This is a genomic window from Sphingopyxis sp. NJF-3, from assembly GCF_053514865.1.
On record NZ_CM130726.1, the window covers coordinates 819015 to 843153 of the forward strand.

Annotated in this window: 30 protein-coding genes; 18 read left to right on the top strand and 12 right to left on the bottom strand. The window is 67.9% G+C overall.

Going from position 1 to position 24139, the window contains the following annotated elements; genetic code table 11:
* The first annotated feature begins 78 nt into the window (after positions 1 to 78).
* Positions 79 to 702 (top strand): N-acetyltransferase family protein, encoded by a 624-nt coding sequence (locus tag ACOTSS_RS03835; protein WP_448690213.1) that lies wholly within the window; start codon positions 79 to 81, stop codon positions 700 to 702.
* A gap of 56 nt (positions 703 to 758) precedes the next feature.
* Here ACOTSS_RS03835 and ACOTSS_RS03840 read toward each other — a convergent pair whose 3' ends face one another.
* From ACOTSS_RS03840 to ACOTSS_RS03850, 3 genes are all read right to left on the bottom strand, one after another.
* Positions 759 to 1034 (bottom strand): hypothetical protein, encoded by a 276-nt coding sequence (locus ACOTSS_RS03840; protein ID WP_448690214.1) that lies wholly within the window; start codon positions 1032 to 1034, stop codon positions 759 to 761.
* Between the two features lie 189 nt (positions 1035 to 1223).
* On the bottom strand, positions 1224 to 1523 hold the full coding sequence (gene sciP, locus ACOTSS_RS03845) for a CtrA inhibitor SciP (RefSeq protein WP_095387481.1): 300 nt from the start codon (positions 1521 to 1523) through the stop codon (positions 1224 to 1226).
* A gap of 2 nt (positions 1524 to 1525) precedes the next feature.
* A complete protein-coding gene (locus tag ACOTSS_RS03850) occupies positions 1526 to 1909 on the bottom strand; it encodes a hypothetical protein (RefSeq protein ID WP_448690215.1) in 384 nt (127 codons plus the stop codon).
* A gap of 144 nt (positions 1910 to 2053) precedes the next feature.
* On the opposite strand from ACOTSS_RS03850, the gene mnmA reads away from it, so the two are divergent.
* The 6 genes from mnmA (at position 2054) to ACOTSS_RS03880 (ending at position 6024) form a co-directional block, all read left to right on the top strand.
* Positions 2054 to 3190, top strand: a complete 1137-nt coding sequence (gene mnmA / locus ACOTSS_RS03855) for a tRNA 2-thiouridine(34) synthase MnmA (RefSeq protein ID WP_448690216.1) — start codon at positions 2054 to 2056, stop codon at positions 3188 to 3190.
* A 56-nt stretch (positions 3191 to 3246) separates the two neighbouring features.
* Positions 3247 to 3669, top strand: coding sequence for a hypothetical protein (locus tag ACOTSS_RS03860; protein WP_448690217.1), 423 nt, complete (start codon positions 3247 to 3249; stop codon positions 3667 to 3669).
* Positions 3670 to 4088: 419 nt separating this feature from the next.
* A complete protein-coding gene (locus tag ACOTSS_RS03865; RefSeq protein WP_255247156.1) occupies positions 4089 to 4223 on the top strand; it encodes a hypothetical protein in 135 nt (44 codons plus the stop codon).
* A 36-nt stretch (positions 4224 to 4259) separates the two neighbouring features.
* The gene (locus ACOTSS_RS03870; RefSeq protein WP_448690218.1) at positions 4260 to 4952 is read left to right on the top strand and encodes a DsbA family oxidoreductase; all 693 of its coding nucleotides are present in this window, start codon (positions 4260 to 4262) and stop codon (positions 4950 to 4952) included.
* Positions 4953 to 5008: 56 nt separating this feature from the next.
* Positions 5009 to 5338 carry a hypothetical protein gene (locus ACOTSS_RS03875; protein WP_448690219.1) on the top strand — a complete coding sequence of 110 codons (330 nt, stop codon included), beginning with the start codon at positions 5009 to 5011 and terminating at the stop codon, positions 5336 to 5338.
* A 107-nt stretch (positions 5339 to 5445) separates the two neighbouring features.
* Positions 5446 to 6024 carry a thermonuclease family protein gene (locus ACOTSS_RS03880; protein WP_448690220.1) on the top strand — a complete coding sequence of 193 codons (579 nt, stop codon included), beginning with the start codon at positions 5446 to 5448 and terminating at the stop codon, positions 6022 to 6024.
* A 31-nt stretch (positions 6025 to 6055) separates the two neighbouring features.
* Here the strand turns inward: ACOTSS_RS03880 and ACOTSS_RS03885 are convergent, their stop codons facing one another.
* Positions 6056 to 6724, bottom strand: coding sequence for a hypothetical protein (locus ACOTSS_RS03885; RefSeq protein ID WP_448690221.1), 669 nt, complete (start codon positions 6722 to 6724; stop codon positions 6056 to 6058).
* A gap of 146 nt (positions 6725 to 6870) precedes the next feature.
* Between ACOTSS_RS03885 and ACOTSS_RS03890 the strand changes: the two genes are divergently transcribed.
* Together ACOTSS_RS03890 and ACOTSS_RS03895 are read left to right on the top strand one after the other, a co-directional pair.
* On the top strand, positions 6871 to 7128 hold the full coding sequence (locus ACOTSS_RS03890; RefSeq protein WP_448690222.1) for a DUF2171 domain-containing protein: 258 nt from the start codon (positions 6871 to 6873) through the stop codon (positions 7126 to 7128).
* A 172-nt stretch (positions 7129 to 7300) separates the two neighbouring features.
* Positions 7301 to 8896 carry a sulfatase-like hydrolase/transferase gene (locus tag ACOTSS_RS03895; protein ID WP_448690223.1) on the top strand — a complete coding sequence of 532 codons (1596 nt, stop codon included), beginning with the start codon at positions 7301 to 7303 and terminating at the stop codon, positions 8894 to 8896.
* A gap of 90 nt (positions 8897 to 8986) precedes the next feature.
* Here ACOTSS_RS03895 and ACOTSS_RS03900 read toward each other — a convergent pair whose 3' ends face one another.
* From ACOTSS_RS03900 to ACOTSS_RS03910, 3 genes are all read right to left on the bottom strand, one after another.
* Complete coding sequence (locus ACOTSS_RS03900; RefSeq protein ID WP_448690224.1) at positions 8987 to 9472, bottom strand: hypothetical protein; 486 nt, start codon at positions 9470 to 9472, stop codon at positions 8987 to 8989.
* Between the two features lie 188 nt (positions 9473 to 9660).
* Positions 9661 to 9810, bottom strand: coding sequence for a hypothetical protein (locus ACOTSS_RS03905; RefSeq protein WP_448690225.1), 150 nt, complete (start codon positions 9808 to 9810; stop codon positions 9661 to 9663).
* A 64-nt stretch (positions 9811 to 9874) separates the two neighbouring features.
* Positions 9875 to 10960 (bottom strand): DUF2332 domain-containing protein, encoded by a 1086-nt coding sequence (locus ACOTSS_RS03910; RefSeq protein ID WP_448690226.1) that lies wholly within the window; start codon positions 10958 to 10960, stop codon positions 9875 to 9877.
* A gap of 38 nt (positions 10961 to 10998) precedes the next feature.
* Here ACOTSS_RS03910 and hisG point away from each other — a divergent pair, with 38 nt between their 5' ends.
* The 5 genes from hisG (at position 10999) to ACOTSS_RS03935 (ending at position 16732) form a co-directional block, all read left to right on the top strand.
* Positions 10999 to 11655, top strand: a complete 657-nt coding sequence (gene hisG / locus ACOTSS_RS03915) for an ATP phosphoribosyltransferase (RefSeq protein WP_448690227.1) — start codon at positions 10999 to 11001, stop codon at positions 11653 to 11655.
* Positions 11642 to 12940, top strand: a complete 1299-nt coding sequence (hisD, locus tag ACOTSS_RS03920; RefSeq protein ID WP_448690228.1) for a histidinol dehydrogenase — start codon at positions 11642 to 11644, stop codon at positions 12938 to 12940. Before hisG ends, hisD begins: the two co-directional genes overlap by 14 nt.
* On the top strand, positions 12937 to 13389 hold the full coding sequence (nusB, locus tag ACOTSS_RS03925) for a transcription antitermination factor NusB (protein ID WP_448690229.1): 453 nt from the start codon (positions 12937 to 12939) through the stop codon (positions 13387 to 13389). Before hisD ends, nusB begins: the two co-directional genes overlap by 4 nt.
* Positions 13390 to 13500: 111 nt before the next feature.
* Positions 13501 to 14430 carry a thiamine-phosphate kinase gene (gene thiL / locus ACOTSS_RS03930; protein WP_448690230.1) on the top strand — a complete coding sequence of 310 codons (930 nt, stop codon included), beginning with the start codon at positions 13501 to 13503 and terminating at the stop codon, positions 14428 to 14430.
* 193 nt (positions 14431 to 14623) lie between these two features.
* Complete coding sequence (locus ACOTSS_RS03935; protein WP_448690231.1) at positions 14624 to 16732, top strand: sodium-translocating pyrophosphatase; 2109 nt, start codon at positions 14624 to 14626, stop codon at positions 16730 to 16732.
* A gap of 226 nt (positions 16733 to 16958) precedes the next feature.
* Here ACOTSS_RS03935 and ACOTSS_RS03940 read toward each other — a convergent pair whose 3' ends face one another.
* A complete protein-coding gene (locus ACOTSS_RS03940) occupies positions 16959 to 17777 on the bottom strand; it encodes an SDR family NAD(P)-dependent oxidoreductase (RefSeq protein WP_448690232.1) in 819 nt (272 codons plus the stop codon).
* 315 nt (positions 17778 to 18092) lie between these two features.
* Between ACOTSS_RS03940 and ACOTSS_RS03945 the strand changes: the two genes are divergently transcribed.
* Positions 18093 to 18620, top strand: a complete 528-nt coding sequence (locus ACOTSS_RS03945; RefSeq protein ID WP_095387466.1) for a CarD family transcriptional regulator — start codon at positions 18093 to 18095, stop codon at positions 18618 to 18620.
* Positions 18621 to 18776: 156 nt separating this feature from the next.
* Here the strand turns inward: ACOTSS_RS03945 and truA are convergent, their stop codons facing one another.
* Both truA and fmt read right to left on the bottom strand, forming a co-directional pair.
* Positions 18777 to 19517 carry a tRNA pseudouridine(38-40) synthase TruA gene (truA, locus tag ACOTSS_RS03950; RefSeq protein ID WP_448690233.1) on the bottom strand — a complete coding sequence of 247 codons (741 nt, stop codon included), beginning with the start codon at positions 19515 to 19517 and terminating at the stop codon, positions 18777 to 18779.
* Positions 19518 to 19635: 118 nt separating this feature from the next.
* Positions 19636 to 20556 (bottom strand): methionyl-tRNA formyltransferase, encoded by a 921-nt coding sequence (gene fmt, locus ACOTSS_RS03955; protein ID WP_448690234.1) that lies wholly within the window; start codon positions 20554 to 20556, stop codon positions 19636 to 19638.
* Positions 20557 to 20779: 223 nt separating this feature from the next.
* On the opposite strand from fmt, the gene recR reads away from it, so the two are divergent.
* From recR to def, 3 genes are all read left to right on the top strand, one after another.
* The gene (gene recR, locus ACOTSS_RS03960; RefSeq protein ID WP_448690235.1) at positions 20780 to 21376 is read left to right on the top strand and encodes a recombination mediator RecR; all 597 of its coding nucleotides are present in this window, start codon (positions 20780 to 20782) and stop codon (positions 21374 to 21376) included.
* Between the two features lie 74 nt (positions 21377 to 21450).
* A complete protein-coding gene (locus ACOTSS_RS03965) occupies positions 21451 to 21798 on the top strand; it encodes a hypothetical protein (protein ID WP_448690236.1) in 348 nt (115 codons plus the stop codon).
* A gap of 31 nt (positions 21799 to 21829) precedes the next feature.
* Positions 21830 to 22363 carry a peptide deformylase gene (def, locus tag ACOTSS_RS03970; RefSeq protein WP_448690237.1) on the top strand — a complete coding sequence of 178 codons (534 nt, stop codon included), beginning with the start codon at positions 21830 to 21832 and terminating at the stop codon, positions 22361 to 22363.
* Between the two features lie 102 nt (positions 22364 to 22465).
* Here def and grpE read toward each other — a convergent pair whose 3' ends face one another.
* Positions 22466 to 23014 carry a nucleotide exchange factor GrpE gene (gene grpE / locus ACOTSS_RS03975; protein ID WP_448690238.1) on the bottom strand — a complete coding sequence of 183 codons (549 nt, stop codon included), beginning with the start codon at positions 23012 to 23014 and terminating at the stop codon, positions 22466 to 22468.
* A gap of 4 nt (positions 23015 to 23018) precedes the next feature.
* A complete protein-coding gene (hrcA, locus tag ACOTSS_RS03980) occupies positions 23019 to 24062 on the bottom strand; it encodes a heat-inducible transcriptional repressor HrcA (RefSeq protein ID WP_448690239.1) in 1044 nt (347 codons plus the stop codon).
* Positions 24063 to 24139 lie beyond the last annotated feature (77 nt).

Here is a 24139-nt window from a genome sequence, read left to right on the forward strand (position 1 = left end):
GTAGGGGGCAGGCGCGCTTGTCCGGCAGGCGTGACGGCTCTATCCTTGCCGATATCGCTCGCGGCCGGGGAGATCGGCATGGCAACGACCGCGCGGGTGCCGCTGGGCGGCATCGAGGTGCATAGCGTGCTCGCCGACGGCACCGCCGTCTGCCTGCGCACGATCACGCCCGCCGACGAGCCGCTGCTGCGCGAGGGGATCGCGACACTGTCGACCGAATCGCGCTATCTGCGCTTCTTCTCGCCCGCGCCGATGCCGCCCGACAGCGTGGTCGAGCGGCTGGTCGACGTCGACGGGCACGACCATATCGCGTGGGGCGCGCTGTGCACCGAATGCGAGGGGACGCCGGCGATCGGCGCGGTGCACGCGGTGCGGCACGCCGACGGCGGGCGGGTCGGCGAATATTCGGTCGCGGTTCTCGACGCCTTTCACGGCAAGGGGCTCGCGCGGATGATGACCGCGGCGCTGCTGATCCAGTGCCTCGCCGAAGGGCTGACCGAGCTTGAGGTCGACACGCTGTCCGAAAATCGCGCCGCGGCGCGGCTGATGCGATCGCTCGGCGCGGCGTGGGCGGGCGAGGGCGCGGGGGTCGCCGAATATCGGCTCGATGTCGCCGCGGCGCTGGCGGTCCTGCGCGCGGACGGGGACCGCGGCGCGCAGGGGGTGCGGGACGTGTTCCGGGTGCTGGACGGGGCGGTGTGAAAAAAGGGCGCCGCGACAAGGCCGCGGCGCCCTTCCAACTGCCTTCGCGAAAAGGCCTATTTGGTCTGCGTGTCGCCGACGCCGGTTTCCGACGGGGCGATCTCGCCATTGTCGTCCATCGCGTTGGCCTTTTCCTCGCCCTGCTCCTCGACGACATCGGCCTTCTTTTCCATGGCTTCCTTCGCCGCGCCTTCGGGCATGGCGTCGGCCTGATCGTCGATCGCGTCGGCCTGCGCCTCCGCCTGATCTTCGACCTTGTCGGCCGCCGGGCTCTGGCACGCGCCGAGGGCGAGAACCGACGCGGCGGTAAGGGTGATTGCAAACTTGCGCATGTGAGTGATCTCCTGATTGACTCCCGGGCTTAACGCCGTGTGAACGCAGGGGTTGCAAGGAAATTGCTAAAGTCAGGAAATACGGGCTGTTTTTATGAGCGGATGGACGTCCGGACCGGGTGCATCGGCGGCACGGGCAAAAAAAGAGGGCGCCGCGGCGCCCTCTCTCATTCGTGCTTGGCGCCCCGGTCAGAAGCGCTGCTGGCGCTCGTAAAGGTCGCGGTAGTGCTGGATGCGCGTGACGCGCAGCCCTGGCATGCCGCTGCGGTCGATCGACCGCTGCCAGCCGGCGAATTCCTCGAGCGTCAGCCCATAGCGTTCGCACGCCTCGTCGACGGTCAGCAGGCCGCCGTTGACCGCCGCCACCACCTCGGCCTTGCGCCGCACGACCCAGCGCGTGGTGTTCGGCGGCGGCAGCGAGTCCAGCGTCAGCGGTTCCCCGAGGGGGCCGATGACCTGGGCCGGGCGGATTTTCTGATTCTCGATCATAGTCATTCCATAATGTCTTGAGCGGGGGGGATCGGTTCGACCGACAGCCGCTTACCTATATGAGCCAGGTTCAACATCGGCTGAAACCCTCTGGTAAACGGGCCGTTCATGGTTTCGGACAGGGCGTTTTTCCGATCGGACAGATCGAAGAAACGCGCCGGTCGCAGGTCGACGGAACGGGCCCCACCCGCATTTCCGCCCAGCATTGCGCGCAGAGCGTTCACCGCCGCCCGGTGCGATTCGCGATGCGACCGGGCGCGGAGCAGGCGCACGGTCGGCAAGGCGGCCTGCCGCGCGGCGGAAACGGCCAGAATGATGTCGAAGCCGGGCTTCGACAGGCTGGCAGCACCGGCAGGGCGCGGAAGATCGGACGGGGCGAGGTTCATGCCGCCTGTCTACCCCAGACCCGCTAAAGCGGAGTAAATGTCCATTTCAGAGCTTGTTAGCGAAGCTTAACCCCCGTCAATATTTTGACGCGATGCGCGGAAAAGCTGGCATTTCGGGCCAGCCGTCCCTAGATGGCCGCGATCATGGTTCATGTGCTTTCCCCTGACCGACTCGGCGATTTCCAGCTCGCCGAACCGCTGAAGGACCGGCGAATCGTCGTCGCCATGTCGGGCGGTGTCGACTCGAGCGTCGTCGCGGCGCTCGCGGCGCGCTCGGGCGCGGAGGTGATCGGGGTGACGCTGCAGCTCTACGATCATGGCGCGAAGGCGAAGCGTGTCGGGGCGTGCTGCGCCGGGCAGGACATCCGCGACGCGCGCGCGGTCGCCGACCGGCTGGGCTTCGCGCACCATGTCCACGACCATGAAAGCCGCTTTCGCGACACGGTGATCGACCAGTTCGCCGACGAATATCTGGCAGGGCGGACGCCGATCCCCTGCGTGCGCTGCAACATGGGGGTGAAGTTCACCGATCTGTTCGCGCTGGCGAAGGACCTTGGTGCCGACTGCCTCGCCACCGGCCATTATGTCCGACGCGTGATAGGACCGGCGGGCGCCGAACTTCACCGCGCGGTCGATCCGGCGCGCGACCAGAGCTATTTCCTGTTCGCGACGACGCAGGAGCAGCTCGACTTCCTGCGCTTTCCCCTCGGCGGCTTGGAGAAGAGCGTGGTGCGCGAGATCGCGCGCGAGCTCGGCCTCGGTGTCGCGGGCAAGCCCGACAGTCAGGATATCTGCTTCGTCCCCGACGGCGATTATGCGAGCCTTGTCCGCAAGCTGCGCCCCGAGGCCGACGACGGGGGCGAAATCGTCCATGTCGACGGCACGGTGCTCGGCGCGCACCGGGGCCTGATCCACTATACGGTCGGCCAACGGCGCGGGATCGAGATCGGTGGGCAGGCCGAGCCGCTTTACGTTGTGCGGCTCGATGCCGGGGCGAAGCGCGTCGTCGTCGGTCCGCGGCGCGCGCTCGCCGTGTCGGGGGCTCGGCTCGGCGAAGCGAACTGGCTCGCCGATGTCGAGGGCCGCGAGGTGCTCGCCAAGGTGCGCAGCATGGCGAAGCCGGTGCCGGCGCGGGTCGAAGGCGACCGGCTGCGCTTCGCAGCGCCCGAATATGGCGTCGCGCCGGGGCAGGCGGCGGTGCTCTACGATGCGGCGGACGCAAGCCGCGTCCTCGGCGGCGGCTGGATCGAGGAAACGCTGGCCGCGGACCTCACGGAATAGATTGAACTTTTCCCGCCGATGCCGCAGCCTGTGCGGCAACAAAGGGGAGAGACGATATGATCAACTGGGTGTTGCGCGGTGCCGTCCTGCTGTGGGCGCTGTTCTTTGCCATCGTCGGCTTGCGCGGGATATTCGACCCGGCGAGCTTCACCGAATTGTTCGGCATCATCGCCGAGGGTCCGGCCGCCAATACGGTGCGCGCCGACCTGTCGGCCTTTTTCCTGGTAGCCGCGGGCGGCGCGGCGGTGGGCGCGCTGCTGCCCGGCTGGTCGCGCGCGCTGCTGGTCCCCGCCGCGCTTTACGGCACCGCGCTGATCGGCCGGCTGATCGGGGCGAGCAGCGGCGATGTCGTCAACGCCGGCATCATCCAGGCGATGATCATCGAAGCGCTGTCGACCGGGCTGATGATTGCGAGCTGGTGGGTGCTGTCGCGACCGGCCCCGGCGGCCGTCGAGGCGCCGGTCGATACGGTGCATTGATCGGCCGACGCGGCGAGGATTTCGATGGTGGCTTGCGGCCGGTTGCGGTCGCTTTCCCACGTTCGTCATCCCGGACTTGATCCGGGATCCATTCACGCAGCGTCGAGCCAATGGATCCCGGATCAAGTCCGGGATGACGAAGACCTAAAACGACCGGTTGCAGCCATTTCACCATCGTCACCCTGAACTTGTTTCAGGGTCCATGGCCTGCCGTCTACTTCGACGCGGCATCGAACGAGAGGTCTGGTCATGGATGCTGAAACAAGTTCAGCATGACGTGATCTTGAACGGCCGCTTTCCACCCCAGAGCAGACATTCCACAAGCCCCCAAACTCCCGCTCGCTTGTCTTTTTGACAATATTGTGAGTAACTGACCGCCGGGTCGCTTCCGGTTCCTTTGTGGTGGGAAGGAGACAAGGATGGCCGACGAGGATAAGCGCAACAGGCCCGACCGGCGATCGGGCGATCGGCGTGTCGCCGACGATCCGGATTACAAGGGCCCCGAACGCCGCAAGGGCGAGCGGCGCACGGGCAAGGATCGCCGCTCGCCCTGACAGTGGGGCGGGGCGTTGCCGTGAAGGAGGATTGCCGTGACCGCAGCGCCCGTTCCGCGTCTGTCCGTCGATATCGTCTCTGACGTGATGTGCCCGTGGTGCATCATCGGCTGGCTGAAGTTCGAGACGGTGATCGCGCATTTCGCGGGCCGGCTCGACGTTCGCGTCCAGTGGCATCCGTTCGAGCTCAACCCCGGCATGCCACGCGAAGGCGAGGATGCGGTGGAGCATGTGATCCGCAAATATGGCATCACGCCCGAGCAGAGCCGCGCGAACCGCGACCGGATGGCGGGGATCGCCGCCGATCTTGGTTTCGTTTTCAACCGCGGGCCGGGTTTCCGGATGCGCAACAGTTTCGACGCGCACCGGCTGCTGACCTGGGCGGGGGCGCTCGAAGCGCCCGATCAGGCCGGGCCGACCGGCGTACAGACCGCGCTCAAACTCGCGCTGTTCCGCGCCCATTTTACCGACAATCGCGATGTGAGCGATCATGACGTCCTCGCCAACGTCGCCGCCTCGGTCGGGCTTCCCGCCGATCGCGCGGCGACGATCCTCGCCTCGGACGATTATGCCGAGATGGTGCGCACCGAGGAAGCCTATTGGGCCGAGCAGAACATCACCGGCGTTCCCGCCTTCATTCTGGACGGGCGGATGCTGATCCCCGGGGCGCAGGAGCCCGAGGCGTTCATTCGCGTGATCGATCGCAAGGTGCTCGCCGACGCGGCCTGAGGAACGGCGGCGCCGCGTCGCGCGTTGAACCGGCATCCAGCGTGAAGGAACCGGTCATGAGCGACAAGTCCTCCAAGCCCCGCGTCGATGATGCCCGCGATCCCGGCGCGCCCGAGGCGGTCAACCGCGAACAGCGCGACGACGAGGCGCAGGCGCAAAGCGTCGCCGAGGATGCGCGAAGCGGCCGCCGGCTGGAGGACAGCGCCAAGCCGCCCTCCCGCGACGAACGCGACGATACGCAGGATCTAGTCGATCATATGCGCCAGATGGAGCGGTCGGGCCGCATCGACATGGACGCCTATCGCGGGGAACGGAGCGACGACGACGAGGAGAGCGAACTCGGTCCCGGCGGAATCGACGACGACGAACCGCGCGGGGCGCCGTGAGCCCGGTCGGAAACGGCGCCGCGCTGGACGCGTTTCGCCCGCCTTCGCTTTCATAGCGGACGGAGCCGTTGGTATTTCGGTAAGCTCGGCATGGCAAAACCGCCGCCATGCCGCACCCTTCCTTCCGGCCCAGTTGGCACCCGCGCAAAGCCCATCGCGGCGCCGCGCGCTTCCGCCGCCGACGGCGGCCGAGCTTCGGCATCGGGCTGGTGCTTGTGGCGCTGGGCGGCTTCCTCGGCACCCTCGCTGCGCTTCGGCTAAACTCCGCGGAACCGGCGATCGCCAGCGTCGAGTATGCGCTGAGCCGCGGGGCTGCGGCCCCGGAGTCCGGGGACGACCTCCATGCGCGCTTTGGCTTCTGCCACAGCGGCGGTGGGCGCAATTGCGTGGTCGATGGCGACACCTTCTGGTTCGCGGGCGAGAAATATCGCATCGCCGACATCGACACCCCCGAAACCCATCCACCGCGCTGTGCCGAGGAAGCGCGGCTGGGCGAGGCGGCGACCGAGCGCCTGCGGCAGTGGCTGAACGAAGGCGCGTTCAGCCTCGAAAGCGTTGACCGTGACGTCGATCGCTATGGCCGCAAATTGCGGGTCGTGACGCGCGGCGGCGCGAGCGCGGGCGCAGCACTGATCGACGAAGGGCTGGCGCGAGAGTGGACCGGGTATCGGCGACCGTGGTGCTAGGGCGTCGATCCGATGGCTTGCGAAACGCCGGTCAATCGCCCTCCGGCGCCGGCGCTGGCTCGCGCAGAGGTTTCTTCGGCCCGGCGATCTGGCGGTCGATGTCATCGGCGACAGTCTGTGCCAGCGGGTCGTCGGCGCGGGCGCGATAGGCATCGCGGAGCCGCGTGAGCGCCGGGGCCTGCTCGGCCACGGGTAGCGCCGCAACCTCGGCATAGAGGCGCGTGGCCTGAAGCCAGGGCGCGTCGTCGGTCAGCACATCCTCGGCCCAGCGGCTGAACGGTCCGCCCGCCGGTACCCACTGGCCGTCCCGCTGCTTCAGAAAGAAAAGGACGTGCGAGCCGCGCGGGAAGGCATAACGGTTGCACGCACCGGCAAGGCTCTGCGGATGCGGTTCGGCCAAGTCATAAGGATTGCTGAGTCCGGCCATGGCGCCGGTCGCAATCATTGCCTGCGGCAGAGTGATCGGGCCTGTCGGCATGGTGCCCTTGATCGCGGCGAGCGGGCGGACGCGCAGCGTCATCGCATCCTCGCTTCCCGGCTGCGTCGCGCCGTCCTCGACCGCTGCGAGCAGGATCAGGTCGGCCGCCGCCGTCAGCTCGAAGTTGGTCGGCGGGCGATAGCCGGCCACCGGTGAGCAGGCGGCGGCGGGAAGCGGCGCCGCGGCGAGGACGAGGGCAGCGAAGGGAAGAAGGGTGCGCATCGCACCAAACTAGCGCAGCGCCGGCGGGGATGAAAGCCGGCGAAGATTTCGCCCGGCTCATCGGAGGCGCTGGAGCCGAATCGGATCTGGCGCGTAGGATGATCAGGCTCGCGCGGCAGGGCCCGCGAGCGGCAAGGAGACAGACCATGGCCGAACATGACCATAGCGCGATCAAGGAACATATGCAGGTGGTGGGCGCCGATGGCGTCCATGTCGGTACCGTCGACCATCTCGACGGCGAACGCATCAAGCTGACGAAAAGCGACAGCCCGCAGGCCGAGGATGGCGAGGGTGCGAAGCATCATTATCTCCCCGCCGGGCTCGTCGCCTCGGTCGATGGCGACACGGTGCGCCTGTCGGCGACCGCGGCGAACGCCGTCGACCTGTTCGAGGAAGCCGACTGACGGCCTGACCGGATAATCAGAGGGCCGGGCGCGCAATCCGGCGCCCCGGCACCGAAACTGGCCCGCCCCGCCGCCCCCGGGGCGGGCCATTTCCTTTGACGCTGGCTTCGTCTGTGGGCGGGCGCCGATCGCTTCGTGATTTTTCAACGCTTTGCCGCTATGTTGCCGTTCGATGACGGGTGCGGGGACGAAAGAAACCCGCCGCGCGGGCCGCGGCGGCTGGGGACGGATCGCGGCGGCGGTGCTGCTGTTCGCGGCGGGTTTCGCGCTCGCCAATCGCTTTCAGCTCGTCCATTCGGTGCTCTATCGCCTCGCTGCGGGGGACGCGGCGAGCGCGACCACCGCCTTCCTCTTCCTCTCGATGCAGGCCGCGGTGCTGCTTGCGTCCGCGTGGCTGCTGCCGCGCCGCTGGTTCGCGGCGCTGCTGGCGCTCGCGGGTGCGTCGATCCTCGTCAACATCGGCTATGGGCAGGTCGTCGGCGCGCCGCTCGACGCGGCGACGCTCGACTGGATGCTCGCCGAGGCGCGGCAGGCGGGCAATGCGGCGGGCGAGTTCACCGCGCCGCTGCTGCTCGCGGGCGCGCAGACGGTCGCGGCGCTGGCGCTGCTCGCGGGTTCGCGCGTACTGGCGCGGCGAAGCGGGCGGTTGCCGGCGTGGCCCCGCGCGCTGCCGGCGCTGCTGATCCTGCTGATCGTGCCGAGCCTCGTCTATCGCCTCGCCGACGTCTGGCCCGAGAGCGCCGGGCGCAATCTCTATGGTCTCGCCTGGGACGTCGCCACCGCCGAGGCGCCGCCGCCGCGCGCCGCCCCCGCGCTGCGACCGACGCCGGAGGGAGCGGCGCTGGCGCCGCGCCATATCGTCTGGGTGATCGACGAAAGCGTCGCGCAGGCACCGTTCGAGCGCATCATCGCCCCGCTGCTGACCCGCACTCCGCACATCGATTTCGGCGTGACCGCGGCGATGGCCAATTGCAGCGCGCCGGCGCATGTCGCGCTGCGATCGGGGGTCGATGTCCGCCGCGCAGGGCCGGGGATCGACCTTCGGCGGACGCCGTCGATCTGGGGCTATGCCCGCGCCGCGGGCTATCGAACCCTGCTGATCGACGGGCAGACGAGCGGCGCGCCGCAGAATCTGCTGCTGCCGCCCGAGCGCGCGCTGATCGACCATGTGCTGTCGATGAAGGGCGGGATCGACACCGACCTGAAGATCGCCGACCGACTCAACGCCGAGATCAAGAGCCGCGGACGGACGTTCAGCTATGCCGTGCTGCGCGGGGTGCATTTCCAGTATCGCGACCATTATCCGCTCGGCACCATCCCCGCCGACGCCCCGGTCGCGCGGCAATATGCGACGGCGCTCGCTTGGTCGAAGCGGCGCTTCTTCGCGCGGCTGCTCGCCGGGGTCGACCGCGACGACGTGGCGATCGTCTATACCTCCGACCACGGCCAGAATCTGACGCCGGGCGCGCTGCCGCACTGCAGCCGCGATCCCGTGGCCGACGAGTTTCGTGTGCCGCTGCTCGCTTTCCTGCCCGCGCGGCTCGCCAATCATTATGCCGGGGCGCCGCACGAGGGGCATTCGGCGAGCCAGATCCTGCCCGCGACGCTCGGCTGGATGGGCTATGACCCTGCGGCGGTCGCGGCGCGCTACGACAATGATCTGACGCGGCCGACCGCGCGCTATGTCTGGTTTGGCCGCGCGGTCATCCCGATCGCGACGGGCGGCGAGGTCGATGTGCACGCAGGTTCGAGCTTTCCCGGCATATAGTGAAGGCGCCGGAGCCTAAGCTCCGGCGCCTTCATGCGCGGCCGGGGGGGGGGGGTGGCCGCGCGGGGGGCTCGTTCGATCAGCGGGCGATCAGCGGCCGCCGGGGTCGCTGGCATCAGCGCCCGCCGCGCCGTGCGCTTCGAATTCGGATTTGGGCAGCTTGGTCACCAGGCCGTGCGCTGCGCCTTCGGCGTGGCTGTAGAGCGCCGAGAGCGGGATATTGTAGAGCTTGCCGCCGCTGACGACGACGGCGTTGTCGCCGTCGATGCTCTGCACCGTGCCGATGCTGTTGCCCTTGGAATCGGTGACATTGGCGCCCGCGCGCACGTCCTCGCGTGTCGCGAGCTTGAGGTCGGCGGCGTCGGTCGCGTCCTTCGCGGTCTGGTCGACCTGGTCGACCGCGTCGCCGACGGGCTGGGTCGCGTCCTGCACGACGTCGCCGGCCATACGGCCGGGATCGACGCTGCCGCCGACCGTTCCGCCGACCTGGCCCGCGACGCCGGTATCGACCTGGGCGAAGGCGGGAGCGGCGAAGGCTGCGGTGCTCGCCGCAAGAAGGATGAGGGTCTTGCGCATGATCGGTCTCCTGCTGTTCCCCTGTTCCTGAAATCGGATCAGCCGCCCGCGCGAAGGGACCCGCGCGGGCGGCGTTGCGAGGGAGTAACGAACGGAGACGCCCGCTTGTTTCCTTGCGGACGCGCGAACGCGGCGGGCGGGTGCAGCGATGCGACGAACGCCCGCCCGCCTTCGCGCCGGTGGGGCCGTCAGTGCGGCTTGCGGGTGGGGGCGATCAGCTGGTTGAGCGTCGCGATTCGTCGCCGCTCGCGGGTCCAGTCGCGTTCGGGATGCGCCTGGATCTGGTCGAGGAGGACGGCGAGTTCCTTGCGGCGGTCGCCTTCGGTTACGGCCTGCATGGGCTTTCTCCTTTCCGCGCGCAGCATAGCATGAGTCGGGGCTATGCCCAAAAGCGCGGGCGCTTCACTGCGGCGCGGTCCATTCGATCCAGGCGCCGTGCGGATGCGCGTGGCTGATCATCACCGGTTCGCCGCCGCCGGGCCAATAGCGCACGATCATCTCGTGCCGGTGCATCGTCCGGTTGGCCTCGAGCGCGATCCAGGCGAGCGGCCGCTCGGGCGTGGCGCGCGCGCCCGCGGCCTCCATCGCCGCGGTCACCCGCGTCTGCTGGTCGCCCGGAACATATTGCCAGACGATCGAATGCATCAGCACGCGCGTGGTCCCCTCGGCCTGCGGCTTTGCCAGCTCGGCTTCGACGAAATCGGCGGCGGTCATCCGTACGAGATCGGGCGGATCGGCCTCGGCGGCGGCGATCGCGGCCTCGATGCGGCCGAAGCGGATGTGATGCTCGGGCCAGATATAGGCCTTGAGCCGCAGCGCCTGCGCGGGATCGGTGAGGTCGACCGGCGCGACGTCGCATCCCCTGGTGCTCTCGATTGCAATCGCATGCTGCGGAGGGTGCGCGCCGTGCCATTCGGGGGTGAAGGCCATCACGCCGGGCTCGGGCCCCACCTGCACCCCGGCGAGGTCGTAATGATAACGGCCGAGCATCAGGTTGATCCCCGCGCTCGACCCGATTTCGAGGCATTGGAAGCGCGGCGGCAGTCCCTTGTCGGCGAGCCACAGCATCGCCGCGACGAAGTTCGACGAACGCCCCGCCTCATTGGTCTGCGGCGGCCCGTCGAGCCAGGGGAGCAGCACCGCCTCGTGCCGCTGCACGACCCCCGCGACGATCGCGGCGTCGTTGATATCCTCGGCATCGGCATAGATGGGCGCGAGCTCGGGCGCCGCGCCCGACAGATGGAGCGCGTGGAGTCCGCCGGCGGCGCGCAGCGGCAGCGCGTCGGCGAGCGGCGCGCCCGGCCAGTCGGCGATACTGCGCGCGAAGTCCGTCGCGGGGCGATCGAGCAGGCTTGCGACGGCCGCGACGATCCGCGCCGTCACCGGCGCTTCGGCGGCGCGGCAATAGGCGACCTGGTTCGAAAAGGCGGTGCGCACCGCCTCGCGCCCGGTTTCCGCCATGTCGACAAACTGATAGCGCTCGCTCATTGCCCTTTCTCCCGTCGCCGCTTAAAGGCACGGCGCTTATGCCCGAACCGATCATCTTTGCCATCCCCAAGGGACGCATCCTCGACGAGGCGCTGCCGCTGCTCGCGCGCGTCGGCATCGAGCCCGCGGCGGACTTCTTCGATCCGAAGAGCCGCGCGCTGGTGTTCGGGACGAACCAGCCGCATATTTCCTTGATCCGCGTGCGGGCCTTCGACGTCGCGACCTTCGTCGCGCACGGCGCGGCGCAGCTCGGCATCGTCGGGTCGGATGTCGTCGACGAGTTCGACTATTCGGAGCTTTACGCGCCGGTCGATCTCGGCATCGGTCATTGCCGCCTGTCGCTCGCCGGTCCCGCGGACAGTGCGCCGCCGGGGCTGGGCGAAAGCCATATCCGCGTCGCGACCAAATATCCGTCGACCACGCGCCGCTGGTTCGAGGGGCAGGGCATCCAGGCCGAATGCATCAAGCTCAACGGCGCGATGGAGATTGCGCCGAAGCTCGGGCTCGCCTCGCATATCGTCGATCTCGTCTCGACCGGGCGTACGCTGGTCGAGAATGCGCTCGCCGAACAGACGGTGATCAGCGAGGTGTCGGCGCGGCTGATCGTCAATCGCGCGGCGTTCAAGCTGCGTTCGGCCGAAGTGCCCGCGCTGGTCGAGCGGTTCCGGCAGGCGGTGGGCGATGCGGCGGCTTGACGCCTCCGATCCCGGTTTTGCGGCGGCGTTCGACGCGCTGGCGAACGACCGGCGCGAGAGCGCGTCCGACGTCTCGGCCGATGTCGCCGCGATCGTCGCGCGGGTAAAGGCCGAGGGCGACGCGGCGATTGCCGATTATACGGCGAAGTTCGACCGCTTCGATCTGGATGCCAGCGGCTGGAGCATTTCGAAGGAGGACTGCGCCGCCGCCTATGACGCGCTGGCGCCCGAGCTTCGCGGCGCGCTCGATCTCGCCGCGGAGCGCATCCGCGCCTATCACGCCGCGCAGCGGCCCGAGGATCGCGACTATCGCGATGCCGCTGGCGCCCGCCTCGGCGCGCGCTGGAGGGCGGTCGACGCGGCGGGAGTCTATGTCCCCGGCGGACGCGCCGCCTATCCCTCGTCGGTGCTGATGAACATCATTCCCGCGAAGGTCGCGGGGGTCGAGCGCATCGTCATGGTCACGCCGACGCCCGACGGCGCGACGAACCCGGTCGTGATGGCGGCGGCGCATATCGGCGGGGTCGACGAGATCTGGCGTGTCGGCGGCGCGCAGGCGATAGCGGCGCTTGCCTATGGCACCGGCCGGATCGCGCCGGTCGACGTCGTCACCGGCCCCGGCAACGCCTGGGTCGCCGAAGCGAAGCGACAGCTTTATGGGCTGGTCGGCATCGACATGGTCGCGGGGCCGAGCGAGATCGTCGTTGTCGCCGACGCGAAGAACGATCCGCATGTCATCGCCGCCGACCTGCTCAGCCAGGCCGAGCATGACCCGACCAGCCAGTCGATCCTGTTCACCGACGACGGCGATTTCGCCGATGCGGTCGCGGCGGCGGTCGCGCATGTCATCCCGACGCTCGGCACCGCGCCGACGATGCAGGCGAGCTGGGCCGACAATGGCGCGGTGATCGTCGTGCCGCGCCTCGCCGACGCCATCCCCTTGTGCGACCGGCTCGCGCCCGAGCATCTCGAACTCGCCGTCGATGCGGCCGAAGCCGACGCGCTCTTCGCCAGGGTCCGCCATGCGGGCTCGGTCTTCCTCGGCCGCCAGACCCCCGAGGCGATCGGCGACTATGTCGCCGGGCCCAACCACGTCCTCCCCACCGGACGCCGCGCGCGCTTTTCGAGCGGGCTGTCGGTCACCGACTTCATGAAGCGCACCAGCTTTCTCGCGCTCGACGAGGCCAGCCTCGCGGCGATCGGCCCCGCCGCGGTCGCGCTGGCGACCGCCGAGGGGCTGCCCGCCCACGCGCTCAGCGTCCAGAACAGATTGAAACAGCCATGAACAAACGCGCCGTATCCCGTTCCGCCGCCCGCCTCGCCGCCGTGCAGGCGCTCTATCAGCACGAGATGGAGGGCACGCCGGTCGCGCAGCTCGTCCACGAATTCCACCAGCATCGCATCGGCAAGATCATCGAGGATGCCGAATATGCGGAGGCCGACGTCCCCTTCTTCGACGACATCGTGAAGGGCGCGCTCGCGCGGGCGGACGAGGTTGACGCCGCGATCACCGCGCGGCTCGCCAGCGGCTGGACGATGGAGCGGCTCGACCGCACGATGAAGGCGATCCTGCGCGCCGGCGCCTATGAACTGATAGCGCGCGGCGACGTGCCCGTCGGCGCGGTGGTCAGCGAATATGTCGATGTCGCGAAAGCCTTCTTCGACGCGCGCGAGGCGGGCTTCGCCAACGGCCTGCTCGATGCGATCGGCAAGGATGTGCGGGCGAAGGGGTGAAGCGTTCTGTTCGCCGTTCGGGCTGAGCTTGTCGAAGCCCCGCCCTTCTTTTAGCGACGGCAAGAGAAAGGGCAGCCCTTCGACAAGCTCAGGGCGAACGGGGTTTGTGAGATGAGCGAAGTCGATTTCATCGCCCGCATGCGCGCCATCGCGACCGACCCCGCCGCGCGCGGCCTCGCCGACGATGCGGCGGTGTGGGAGGGGCTGGTCCTGACCCACGACATGATCATTGAGGGCATTCACTTTCTGCCTGACGAAAAGCCGCAGGACGTCGCGTGGAAGCTCGTCGCGGTGAATCTGTCCGATCTCGCGGCGAAGGGCGCGGCGCCCATCGGGGTGCTCGTCGGCTACAGCCTCGGCGACGAAGCCTGGGACAAGGCGTTCGCCGACGGACTCGACACCGCCTTGCGGCGCTTCGGCCTGCTGTTGCTCGGCGGCGACACGGTGCGCGTGCCCGCGGGCGCGCCGCGCAGCTTCGGCCTGACCGCGATCGGCCGCGCGCCCGAGGGCGGCGCGCCCTCGCGCGGCGGTGCGCGGCCGGGCGACCAGATCTGGGTCACCGGCACGATCGGCAACGCCGGCGTCGGCCTTGCCATGCGGCTCGGCGAGATCGAGCCGAACGAGACCTGCCTCGACGCCTATCGCCGCCCGCAGCCGCAGCTGACCTTCGGCCAGGCGGTCGCGGGTCATGTCCATGCGATGATGGACGTGTCGGACGGCCTGCTCATCGACGCCGAGCGGATGGCGGCGGCGAGCGGCTGCCGCTTCGGCATCATGCTCGAATCTCTGCCCTTGTCGGCGGCGCTGCTCGCGGCGCGCCCCGACGTGCCCGACACGCGGCTCGCCGCGGCGACGGCTGGCGACGACTATCAGCTTCTCTTCGCGGCCGATCCCGGCGAAGCGGCGGCGATCCGCGAGATCGCCGCGGGGCTCGACGTCCGGATCACGATGCTCGGCCACACAGCGGTGGGCGAGGGCGTCATGCTGACCCACAAGGCGCAGCGCGTTCCGCTCCCCGAGCGGCTGGGTTTCATGCACTGAAATGTCGCTCGACCGGCATCCCGACGGATGGCGGCCATTGCGGGCTTGTGCTTGGCATTCTTTCTTCCCATAACCCGGCCGTCCAAATTTGGGGCGGTCGCATCAGGGGAGAGAGCGAGCCGGCATCAATAAGTCGGACGTTCGACTGCTATCTTTGCGTTCGCCCTTCTCAATGGGGAAGGAACAGACACGCATGAATCCGGTTCTGATCGCGATAGCGTGCGGCCTTTTGGCCGTGCTCTATGGATTCATTACCTCCCGCCAGGTGCTCGGCGCCTCGGCCGGTAATGAAAAAATGCAGGAAATCGCCGCGGCGATCCAGGAGGGCGCGCAGGCCTATCTGAAGCGCCAATATACCACCATCGCCATCGTCGGCGTCGTCGTCGCGATCATCGTCGCCTGGGCGCTCGGCCCGGTGTCGGCGGCCGGGTTCGTCATCGGCTCGATCCTGTCGGGGGTCGCCGGATTCATCGGCATGAACATCTCGGTGCGCTCGAACGTCCGCACCGCCGCGGCGGCGCAGAAGGGGCTGCAGTCGGGTCTGACGCTGGCGTTTCGCGCCGGCGCGATCACCGGGCTGCTGGTCGCCGGCCTCGCGCTGCTCGCGATCTCGGTCTTCTACTGGTTCCTGACCACGCAGATGGGCAAGGGCGTCGGCGGCGACGATCGCACGGTCGTCGACGGGCTCGTCGCGCTCGCTTTCGGAGCCTCGCTGATCTCGATCTTCGCGCGTCTCGGCGGCGGCATCTTCACCAAGGCCGCCGACGTCGGCGCCGACCTGGTCGGCAAGGTCGAGGCGGGCATTCCCGAGGATGACCCGCGCAACCCGGCCGTGATCGCCGATAACGTCGGCGACAATGTCGGCGACTGCGCCGGCATGGCGGCTGACCTTTTTGAAACCTATGTCGTCACCGTCGGCGCCACGATGGTGCTGACCGCGCTGCTGCTCAAGGGCGCGGGCGAGCTTCTCGACGGCCTAATGGCGCTGCCGCTGCTGATCGGCGGCGTGTGCATCATCACCTCGATCATCGGCACCTATTTCGTCCGTCTCGGCAAGTCGAACAATGTCATGGGCGCGATGTACAAGGGCTTCCTGGTCTCGGCCGTGCTGTCGGTCTTCGGCATCTGGTTCGCGACGAGCTACGCGCTCGGCGGCATGGAAACGGTGATTCCGGGCACCGACTATACGGGCCGCGCGCTCTTCTATTGCTCGCTGCTCGGGCTCGTCATCACCGGGCTGATCATCTGGATCACTGAATATTATACCGGCACCGGCTTCCGCCCGGTCCGCTCGATCGCCAAGGCGTCGGAAACGGGCCACGGCACCAATGTGATCCAGGGTCTCGCGGTCAGCCTCGAGGCGACCGCGCTGCCGACGCTCGTGATCGTCGCCGGCATCATCATCGCCCATCAGCTCGCGGGGCTGATCGGCATCGCCTATGGCGCGACCGCGATGCTCGCGCTCGCCGGCATGGTCGTCGCGCTCGACGCTTATGGTCCGGTGACCGACAATGCGGGCGGCATCGCCGAAATGGCCGGTCTCGACGATTCGGTGCGCGAAAAGACCGACCTGCTCGACGCGGTCGGCAACACCACCAAGGCGGTGACCAAGGGCTATGCCATCGGCTCCGCGGGCCTCGCGGCGCTGGTGCTGTTCGCGGCCTACACGACCGATCTCAGGGAGTTCTTCCCGAACCTGACGGTCAATTTCAGCCTCGAAAATCCCTATGTCATCGTCGGCCTGCTGCTCGGTGCCCTTCTTCCGTACCTGTTCGGCGCGATGGGCATGACCGCGGTCGGCCGCGCTGCGGGCGATGTGGTGAAGGACGTGCGCGAGCAGTTCGCGAACGATGCGGGCATCATGGCGGGTACGTCGAAACCCAACTATGCGCGCACGGTCGACCTCGTCACCAAGGCCGCGATCAAGGAGATGATCATCCCCTCGCTGCTGCCGGTGCTGGCGCCGATCGTCGTCTATTATGTGATCAGCTGGGTCGCGGGCGATCAGGCGGCCGGCTTTGCCGCGCTCGGCGCGCTGCTGCTCGGCGTGATCGTCGGCGGCCTGTTCGTCGCGATCTCGATGACCGCAGGCGGCGGCGCGTGGGACAATGCCAAGAAATATATCGAGGACGGCAACCACGGCGGCAAGGGCAGCGAAGCCCATAAGGCCGCGGTCACGGGCGACACCGTGGGCGACCCCTACAAGGACACCGCGGGTCCGGCCGTGAACCCGATGATCAAGATCACCAACATCGTCGCGCTGCTGCTGCTCGCGGCGCTGGCGGGGCATGCCGTCGGCTGACGCTGCCTTCGGGTGAAAAAGAAGCCCCGCCGGAGCGATCCGGCGGGGCTTTTGTTTGGCTATTTGGCGGTTTTGGGGGGAGCGAGCGGACACTGCCCCCACCTTCGTCATTCCCGCGAAAGCGGGAGCCCAGCGTGGGGTCAGCCGACGTGCGCTCTGGGTTCCCGCTTTCGCGGGAATGACGAAGTATAGGAGCGGGATCGGCAGTTCCCGGCCGAAAGCCGCCTCAGGACGCGGACGTCGCCCCCATCTGCCGCGCATAGCCCGCCTGCACCATCGCGCTCATCCGGTCGAACAGCGCGTCGGGATCGCCGCGGCGGAGCGCCGCGATCTCGGCCTCGGCGCCCTCGGCGACGACGATCTCGCGCTTGCCCGCCGTCACCGCGTCCAGGATCTGCGCCGCGGCCGCATCGGGCGACAGGCCGTTGTCGATCGCGGCATCGCTGGTCCCGCGCACGCTGCCGTCGGCGTTGAGCGCGTTGCGGCTGACGTTGGTCGCGACCGATCCCGGCGCAACGACCAGCACCTTCAGTCCCAGATGCTCATTCTCCGCGCGCACCGCGTCATGATAACCGATCAGCCCGTGCTTGGCCGCCGAATAGGCGCTGCGCAGCGGGACGCCGGCGATGCCCGCGACGCTCGATATCGCGACGATCTGTCCGCCGCCCGCGGCGACCATGCGCGGCAAAAGCTGCTGCGTCAGCGCGATCGGCGCGAGCAGGTCGACGTCGATGATCTTCTCATAAACCGAAAGGTCGGTCTCGATCGCCAGGCTGCGCTGCGAGATGCCGGCGTTGTTGACCAGCCCGTCGATGCGGCCGCACCAGTCCCACGCTTCCTGGACCATGCGGGGTAGGGCGGCATAGTCGGTCGCTTCGAAGGGCAGGATCATCGTTCCGGGGCCGATATCCTTGGCTGCCGCCTCGAGCGCCGCGACATTGCGCCCCGACAGGATCAGCTTCGCGCCGCGCGCCGCCAGACCCCGCGCGAGCGCCGCGCCGATTCCTGACGACGCGCCCGTAACCCACCAGACTTGATCCTGCATATCGACATCCCCATCTGCATTTCCGTCTCAAGGTGAAACGGACTGGAATCGCCGTCAACCCGCTGATCTCGCGGATTTCCGCGCGGGGGTGGCAATTTTGTTGCGACTCTGCTATAATAAATGTCAACGCGTCGAACTTTTCCCCCGCTTCGCCGTTCGCGGCGGGGCATCGTCCGGCGTTCCGATGGAGCCATATCCCTTGTCACTTTAACGGGCTAGCGCCGACCGAACTGCTCGATCCCCCTCTCGCACGAGGGCCGGATGCACCGGAGTTTTGACGCTGACCCCACGGCAAGGCCAATGAAAGGAACCTGCATGTCCGCAAATACCCTCCTCTTCGAAGTCGGGGACTATGTCGTTTATCCGAAGCATGGCGTGGGGCGCGTCATCGAACTGCAGAAGTCGGAAATCGCCGGCATGCAGCTCGAACTCTATGTCCTGCGCTTTGAAAAGGAAAAAATGACCCTGCGCGTCCCGACCAACAAGGCCGAGGGCGTGGGGATGCGCAAGCTGTCGTCGGACAAGACGCTGAAGGAAGCGTTGCAGGTGCTGACCACCAAGCCGAAGGTCAAGCGCACCATGTGGTCGCGCCGCGCGCAGGAATATGAAGCGAAGATCAACTCGGGCGACCTCGTGTCGATCGCCGAAGTGACCCGCGACCTGTTCCGCGCCGACGACCAGCCCGAGCAGAGCTATTCGGAGCGCCAGATCTTCGAAGCGGCGTCGAGCCGCCTCGCGCGCGAACTCGCCGCGATGGAGGAAAGCGACGAAAAGACCGCGCAGGCGAAGATCCTCCAGATCCTCAACGAGCATGCGCCGCTCTATTACGCCGAAAAGGTGTAAGCGCGTCGCAGAGCGATAAAGGGGGAAGGGGCGGCCTGAGAAGGTCGCCCTTTTTCGTTTCCGTCATTGCGAGCAGAGCGAAGCAATCCCCAGCCATCGTTCTGCCTGGACGCCTACTGGAGATTGCCGCGTCGCTTCGCTCCTCGCAATGACGAGCTACGGATATTTCGCGCTCACGAAATACAGCCCGTCGGGCGGCGCATTGAGCCCCAGCGCGCTGCGGTCCGCTGCGTCGAGCGCCGCCTTCAAATCGCGGGCCGTCCATTTGCCTTCACCCACCATGGAAAGGCAGCCGACCATCGAGCGCACCTGATGGTGGAGGAAGCTCCGCGCCGCGGTCTCGATGATGATTTCCTCGCCGTGGCGGCTGACGCTGATCCGGTCGAGCGTCTTCACTGCACTTTCGGCCTGGCAATGCACCGAACGGAAGGTCGTGAAATCGTGCCGCCCGACGAGCACCTGCGCGGCGCCGTGCATCGCCTCGGCATCGAGCGGTTTCGCGAACTGCCACGACAGCCCCTTGTCCCAGGTCAGCGGCGCGCGGCGGTTGACGATGCGATATTCATAGGCACGCGCGATGCACGAAAAGCGCGCGTGCCAGTCGTCGGCGACCGTCTCGCACGCGAGCACCGCGACCGGCGCGGGGCGAAGCTGCGCGTTCAGGGCCTCCATCAGCCGGAAGGGGGTGAGCGGCTTTGCGATATCGACATGCGCGCGCATCGCGATCGCATGGACCCCGGCGTCGGTGCGCCCCGCGCCGTGCACCGCGGCCTCCTCGCCGGTGATGCGCGTGACGGCCTCCTCGATCGCCTGCTGGACGCTCGGCCCGTGCGACTGGCGCTGCCAGCCCATGAAGGGCCGGCCGTCGAACTCGATGGTGAGGGCGAAGCGGGTCATGGGCGGGGGCCACCCAGCCTGTCGTCACCCCGGACTTGATCCGGGGTCCCGCTTTCTGACGTCGCTGAGCGGGACCCCGGATCAAGTCCGGGGTGACGAAGAAGGGGAAGGGAGAGCGTCATGCCAGCCGAGTTCCCTCGGGAATCGCGCGCCCGCGCAGCAGGTCCGCCGCGTCCATTGCCGGCTTGCCCGCGCGCTGTACGCGCAGCGCGCGGATCGCGCCGGGGTTGCACGCCACCGACAGCGCATCGTCGAGCGTCACGCCGGGCGCTGCGCCCGCAACGGTCTCGGCGGGATGCACGACCTCGGCTGCGAGCAGCTTGTAGCGTTCGCCCTCCAGCTCGAAAAACGCGCCCGGAACGGGATTGAACGCGCGAATCTGCCGCTCGACCTGCACCGCGCTGGTCAGGAAATCGAGCCGCGCCTCGCTCTTGTCGATCTTCGCGGCATAGGTGGCGCCCGCGTCGGGCTGCGGTTGAGGGGCGAAGGCATGGAGGTCGCTCAAGACCTTCACCATCATCACCGCGCCCATTTCGGCCAGCTCGTCAGTCAGCATCCCCGCGGTCTTCCCCGCGACCGGTGTCACCTCGACCAGCCGCATCGCGCCGGTGTCGAGCCCCGCGTCCATCTGCATGATCGTCACGCCCGTCTCGGCATCGCCCGCGAGGATCGCGCGCTGCACCGGCGCCGCGCCGCGCCAGCGCGGCAGGATTGATCCGTGGACGTTGAGACAGCCCTCGCGCGGCGCGTCGAGCACCGCCTGCGGCAGGATCAGGCCGTACGCCGCGACCACCGCTACGTCGAGGTCGAGCGCCGCGAAGGCGGCCTGCTCCTCGGCGCTCTTGAGGCTCTTTGGCGTGCGGACGGGCAGGCCGTGTGCCTCGGCCCATATGTGCACCGCGCTCGGCTGCAGCTTCTTGCCGCGCTGCGCCGGGCGCGGCGGCTGGGTGTAGACGGCCACGATCTCGTGACCCGCCGTATGCAGCGCGGCGAGCGTCGGCACCGCGAAGGGCGGCGTTCCCATGAAGGCGATGCGCATCGCTGCGCGCTTTGGCGGAGCCAGGCGATACATTCAACCCCTCTCCCCTTGCGGGAGAGGGCAGCGAGACTTGCGAGCTTGCTCGCTAGTCGCAGCGGGAGAGGGGGCAGCAGCGCCGCATCCCCTCTCCAGCCTTCGCTAGGCGCTTCGCGCCAAGCTCCGGCATCCTCTCCCGCAAGGGGAGAGGATTGTATGGCGTCGCCCGGCGCGATAGGTGCTCTGCATGGCCTCCACCGAAATCGAAGCCCTCGTCCAGCAACTCGCCCGGCTCCCCGGCCTTGGCCCGCGCTCGGCGCGGCGCGCGGTGCTGCATCTGATGAAGAAGCGCGAGAGCGCCTTCGCGCCGCTGCTCGCCGCGCTCCAGACGGTGTCGGAGCGGCTCGTCACCTGCGGGGTTTGCGGCAATGTCGACACGCTGGACCCCTGCGCGATCTGCGCCGACCCGCGCCGCGACGCGCGCAGCCTGTGCGTCGTCGAGGAGGTGTCGGACCTGTGGGCGCTCGACAAGTCGCGGCTCTTTCCGGGCAAATATCATGTCCTTGGCGGGCGATTGTCGGCGCTGGAAGGCGTGCGCCCGCAGGACCTCAGCATCGACGCGCTCGTCGCGCGCGTCGCCGCGGGCGGCATCGACGAGGTCGTGCTGGCGATGAACGCGACGCTGGAGGGGCAGACGACCGCGCATTATCTCGCCGAGCGGCTGGAAGGCTATCCGGTGCGGTTGACGCAGTTGGCGCACGGGCTGCCGGTGGGGGGCGAACTGGATTATCTCGACGAAGGGACGCTGGCGCAGGCGCTTAGGGCAAGGCGGCCGGTGGGATGATCCGGTTTCCGCTCTTCTCTGCCCTGTGCTTGGGTGCCTGCACTCCGTTAGGAAATGAACCCACCGATGGAGAGATGGACCGTGTTGACGCTGCACTTCGGCGACTGCCCTGCGTGGGCGACCTGAATGACTGGGACCGGCGCTATTTCTATCACCCCATCTTTTCGAGCAGCGAAACTGCACGCGCTCTTGAAGAAAATAGAACGCCCAAGCCTACGAGCTATCTCCGATCCATCGTCGAGATAGATCTGCGCCAAGCCAATTTTGCGGAGTTCGGCAGGGGCAGGAAAGGCTATTCGGATTTTCCACCAGGATCGGGCGACAATGACGATCGTCACTATCGGATGGTGCTTGGGAGCTATGATCTTATCTCTGGAAAGCTAGACATGTTGCATTGCGGCGAGAACGTGTCTCCCCCTTGACCCCGCGCCCCGGCGATCATACCTCGCACCCATGGCCCTGCTACCCATCATAGAGACCCCGGATCCCCGGCTGCGCGTCATTTCGAAGCCCGTCGAGACCTTCGACGCCGAGCTGAAGACGCTGGTCGCCGACATGTTCGAGACGATGTACGATGCGCCCGGCATCGGGCTCGCCGCGATTCAGGTCGGGGTGGCGAAGCGCATCCTGGTGATCGACCTGCAGGAACCCGATCCCGAGGACGAAGAGGGCAAGCGCGTGATCCGCGATCCCCGCGTGTTCATCAACCCGGTCTTCTCCGACTTTTCGGAGGAGCATAGCGTCTATCAGGAAGGCTGTCTGTCGGTCCCCGAGCAATATGCCGAGGTGACGCGCCCCGCCGAGGTCACGGTCGACTGGCAGGACGAGGACGGCAAGCATCACCGGGAACGCATGACCGGCCTGATGGCGACGTGCATCCAGCACGAGCACGACCATCTGGAGGGCATTCTCTTCATCGACCATCTGTCGCGGCTGAAGCGCGATATGGTGCTGAAGAAGCTCGCGAAGCTGCGCAAGGCGGCTTAACCGCCAACATTCATCACCCCGGACTTGATCCGGGGTCCATGACTGTGGCGCAGCGATGGATGCCGGATCAAGTCCGGCATGACGACATTGGGTGAGTTGGACTCAATCCGCCTTTTTCGCCACCCCGACCATCGCGGGGCGCAGCAGGCGGTCCTTCATCATGTATCCCGCCTGCATTTCCTGCACGATCGTGCCGGCTTCCTTGTCGCTCGGGATTTCGAGCATCGCCTGATGCTGGTTGGGATCGAGCGGCAGGCCGATCGCGGCGATGCGGGTGATGCCGTGGCGCTCGAACACGCTCATCAGCTCGCGCTCGGTCGCCTCGAGGCCCGCGACGAAGGGCTTGAACTTCTCGTCCTCGCGCTGTTCCTCGCCGATCGCCGCGAGCGCGCGGCCCAGATTGTCGGCGACCGACAAGATGTCGCGCGCGAATTTGGTCGCGGCATAGGCGTGCGCGTCGGCGATCTCCTTGTCCTTGCGGCGCGTGACGTTCTGCGTCTCGGCGCGCGCATAGAGCAGGTCCTGCTGCAGCGACGCGACCTGCTCGGCGAGCTTCGCCGTCTCGTCCTGCTCAGCGGCCGGCGCTTCGGCGGTCTCGGCTTCGGGGGGCGTTCCGTCGTCGACGGGCGTCTCGTTTTCGATGTTCGTCATAAACCTATCGTATCAGTCTGGAGAGCGATTGGGCGGTGAAATCCACCATGGGTACGATGCGCGCATAGTTCAAGCGCGTCGGGCCGATGACCCCGACGACGCCGACGACGCGCCCATCCGATCCGCGATAGGGCGCGGCGATAACCGACGAGCCCGAGAGCGAAAAGAGCTTATTCTCTGACCCGATGAAAATGCGGGTCGCGCTGCCCTCGCGCGCGCTGTCGAGCAGGTGGGCGATGTCCTGCTTTGTCTCGAGTTCGTCGAGCAATTGCCGCACCCGGTCGAGGTCGCCGACCGCGCTCTCGTCGAGCAGGTTCGCCTGTCCGCGCACGATCAGCACCGGCCGGTCGGCGCCGTCCGACGACCAGATTGCGAGCCCGCGCGACACGAGGTCGGCGGCGGCGCGGTCGATCGCGATGCGCTCGGCCTCGATCTCGCGCCGCACCCGCGCCATCGCCTCGGTCAGCGTCAGGCCGGACAGCATCGCCGAGACATAATTGCCCGCCTCGACCAGCGCGGAGGGGTGGAGCCCGGCCGGAATGCCGATCACGCGATTTTCGACCGTGCCGTCGCCCGCGACAAGGACGACGAGCGCCTGGCTCGCAGACATCGGCACGAAGGCGACCTGTTTCAGCACCCGCTCATGCTTGGGGACGAGGACGAGCCCGGCGCAGGCCGACAGGCCCGAAAGCGCCGCGGTTGCCTGCGCGAGCGCGCTTTCGATCGGTCCGGCGTCGGACAGGCTCGCCTCGATCTGCGCGCGATCTTCCGCGCTCGGCTCGGCGACCTGCATCATCCCGTCGACGAACAGCCGCAGACCCTGTTCGGTCGGCAGCCGCCCGGCGCTGGTGTGCGGGCTCGCGAGCAGGCCGAGCTCCTCGAGGTCCTGCATCACGTTGCGGATCGACGCGGGCGACAGGTTGAGCGCCGCGAGCTTGGAGAGCGTGCGCGACCCGACCGGCTGTCCGGTCTCCAGATAGGCGTCGACCACCAGCCGGAACACGTCGCGCGCGCGCGTTGTGAGTTCGGTGATCGGCGGCGTGGTCATGCGGAGGATGTAGGGGCGGCGAGGGGGAGGGGCAAGCCGCCGCATATCGTCGCCCCCGCCTTCGCGGGGGCGACGAA

Coding starts and splice junctions, on each gene's coding strand:
- mnmA (WP_448690216.1), top strand. CDS start 2,054: ATGGTTCATGTGCTTTCCCCTGACCGACTCGGCGATTTCCAGCTCGCC.
- ACOTSS_RS03965 (WP_448690236.1), top strand. CDS start 21,451: ATGGACCGTGTTGACGCTGCACTTCGGCGACTGCCCTGCGTGGGCGAC.
- ACOTSS_RS03875 (WP_448690219.1), top strand. CDS start 5,009: ATGAGCGACAAGTCCTCCAAGCCCCGCGTCGATGATGCCCGCGATCCC.
- ACOTSS_RS03835 (WP_448690213.1), top strand. CDS start 79: ATGGCAACGACCGCGCGGGTGCCGCTGGGCGGCATCGAGGTGCATAGC.
- ACOTSS_RS03945 (WP_095387466.1), top strand. CDS start 18,093: ATGTCCGCAAATACCCTCCTCTTCGAAGTCGGGGACTATGTCGTTTAT.
- ACOTSS_RS03840 (WP_448690214.1), bottom strand. CDS start 1,034: ATGCGCAAGTTTGCAATCACCCTTACCGCCGCGTCGGTTCTCGCCCTC.
- ACOTSS_RS03860 (WP_448690217.1), top strand. CDS start 3,247: ATGATCAACTGGGTGTTGCGCGGTGCCGTCCTGCTGTGGGCGCTGTTC.
- recR (WP_448690235.1), top strand. CDS start 20,780: ATGGCCTCCACCGAAATCGAAGCCCTCGTCCAGCAACTCGCCCGGCTC.
- nusB (WP_448690229.1), top strand. CDS start 12,937: ATGAACAAACGCGCCGTATCCCGTTCCGCCGCCCGCCTCGCCGCCGTG.
- ACOTSS_RS03865 (WP_255247156.1), top strand. CDS start 4,089: ATGGCCGACGAGGATAAGCGCAACAGGCCCGACCGGCGATCGGGCGAT.
- grpE (WP_448690238.1), bottom strand. CDS start 23,014: ATGACGAACATCGAAAACGAGACGCCCGTCGACGACGGAACGCCCCCC.
- fmt (WP_448690234.1), bottom strand. CDS start 20,556: ATGCGCATCGCCTTCATGGGAACGCCGCCCTTCGCGGTGCCGACGCTC.
- ACOTSS_RS03905 (WP_448690225.1), bottom strand. CDS start 9,810: ATGCAGGCCGTAACCGAAGGCGACCGCCGCAAGGAACTCGCCGTCCTC.
- ACOTSS_RS03910 (WP_448690226.1), bottom strand. CDS start 10,960: ATGAGCGAGCGCTATCAGTTTGTCGACATGGCGGAAACCGGGCGCGAG.
- hisG (WP_448690227.1), top strand. CDS start 10,999: ATGCCCGAACCGATCATCTTTGCCATCCCCAAGGGACGCATCCTCGAC.
- def (WP_448690237.1), top strand. CDS start 21,830: ATGGCCCTGCTACCCATCATAGAGACCCCGGATCCCCGGCTGCGCGTC.
- ACOTSS_RS03895 (WP_448690223.1), top strand. CDS start 7,301: ATGACGGGTGCGGGGACGAAAGAAACCCGCCGCGCGGGCCGCGGCGGC.
- ACOTSS_RS03850 (WP_448690215.1), bottom strand. CDS start 1,909: ATGAACCTCGCCCCGTCCGATCTTCCGCGCCCTGCCGGTGCTGCCAGC.
- hisD (WP_448690228.1), top strand. CDS start 11,642: ATGCGGCGGCTTGACGCCTCCGATCCCGGTTTTGCGGCGGCGTTCGAC.
- ACOTSS_RS03880 (WP_448690220.1), top strand. CDS start 5,446: ATGCCGCACCCTTCCTTCCGGCCCAGTTGGCACCCGCGCAAAGCCCAT.
- ACOTSS_RS03900 (WP_448690224.1), bottom strand. CDS start 9,472: ATGCGCAAGACCCTCATCCTTCTTGCGGCGAGCACCGCAGCCTTCGCC.
- ACOTSS_RS03935 (WP_448690231.1), top strand. CDS start 14,624: ATGAATCCGGTTCTGATCGCGATAGCGTGCGGCCTTTTGGCCGTGCTC.
- sciP (WP_095387481.1), bottom strand. CDS start 1,523: ATGATCGAGAATCAGAAAATCCGCCCGGCCCAGGTCATCGGCCCCCTC.
- ACOTSS_RS03940 (WP_448690232.1), bottom strand. CDS start 17,777: ATGCAGGATCAAGTCTGGTGGGTTACGGGCGCGTCGTCAGGAATCGGC.
- truA (WP_448690233.1), bottom strand. CDS start 19,517: ATGACCCGCTTCGCCCTCACCATCGAGTTCGACGGCCGGCCCTTCATG.
- thiL (WP_448690230.1), top strand. CDS start 13,501: ATGAGCGAAGTCGATTTCATCGCCCGCATGCGCGCCATCGCGACCGAC.
- ACOTSS_RS03885 (WP_448690221.1), bottom strand. CDS start 6,724: ATGCGCACCCTTCTTCCCTTCGCTGCCCTCGTCCTCGCCGCGGCGCCG.
- hrcA (WP_448690239.1), bottom strand. CDS start 24,062: ATGACCACGCCGCCGATCACCGAACTCACAACGCGCGCGCGCGACGTG.
- ACOTSS_RS03890 (WP_448690222.1), top strand. CDS start 6,871: ATGGCCGAACATGACCATAGCGCGATCAAGGAACATATGCAGGTGGTG.